This window comes from Mycobacterium gordonae, assembly GCF_001417955.2.
Classification (GTDB): domain Bacteria; phylum Actinomycetota; class Actinomycetes; order Mycobacteriales; family Mycobacteriaceae; genus Mycobacterium; species Mycobacterium gordonae_B.
Genome location: NZ_LKTM01000314.1, coordinates 1 through 326, shown reverse-complemented (window position 1 = coordinate 326; position 326 = coordinate 1). Strand labels below are relative to the sequence as shown.

1 pseudogene is annotated in these 326 nt (G+C 65.0%); it reads right to left on the bottom strand.

What is annotated here, in order from left to right:
- Positions 1 to 38: 38 nt before the first annotated feature.
- Positions 39 to 326, bottom strand: a pseudogene (locus AO501_RS21610) (DUF4143 domain-containing protein); the annotation flags it as partial.

Here is a 326-nt window from a genome sequence, read left to right as displayed (position 1 = left end):
ACAGCGCACCGTCTCCATTAACGGCAGGTTCCGCACCATCACGGACCCAGCAGCGCAAGGGGGACCACGCCGATGCCATCGGGGCGTCGGTAGGCATTGGGCCCGGTATTGATGATGATCGCGTCGAGCAAGTCCGCGCGCAGATGGTCGGCCAGCCAGCGCAGATGCGCGGTGTCTCGATCGTCGACTGTGGCAGCCAGTTTCACCTCGATGGCAAGAACCCGGCCGTCGTCACGCACCACCACCAGGTCTACTTCGTGGTCACCGTTGCGTGTCCGGAGGTGACCAACGGTGGCCTCGGCAGCCTGGGCAGCAACCCGTACGCA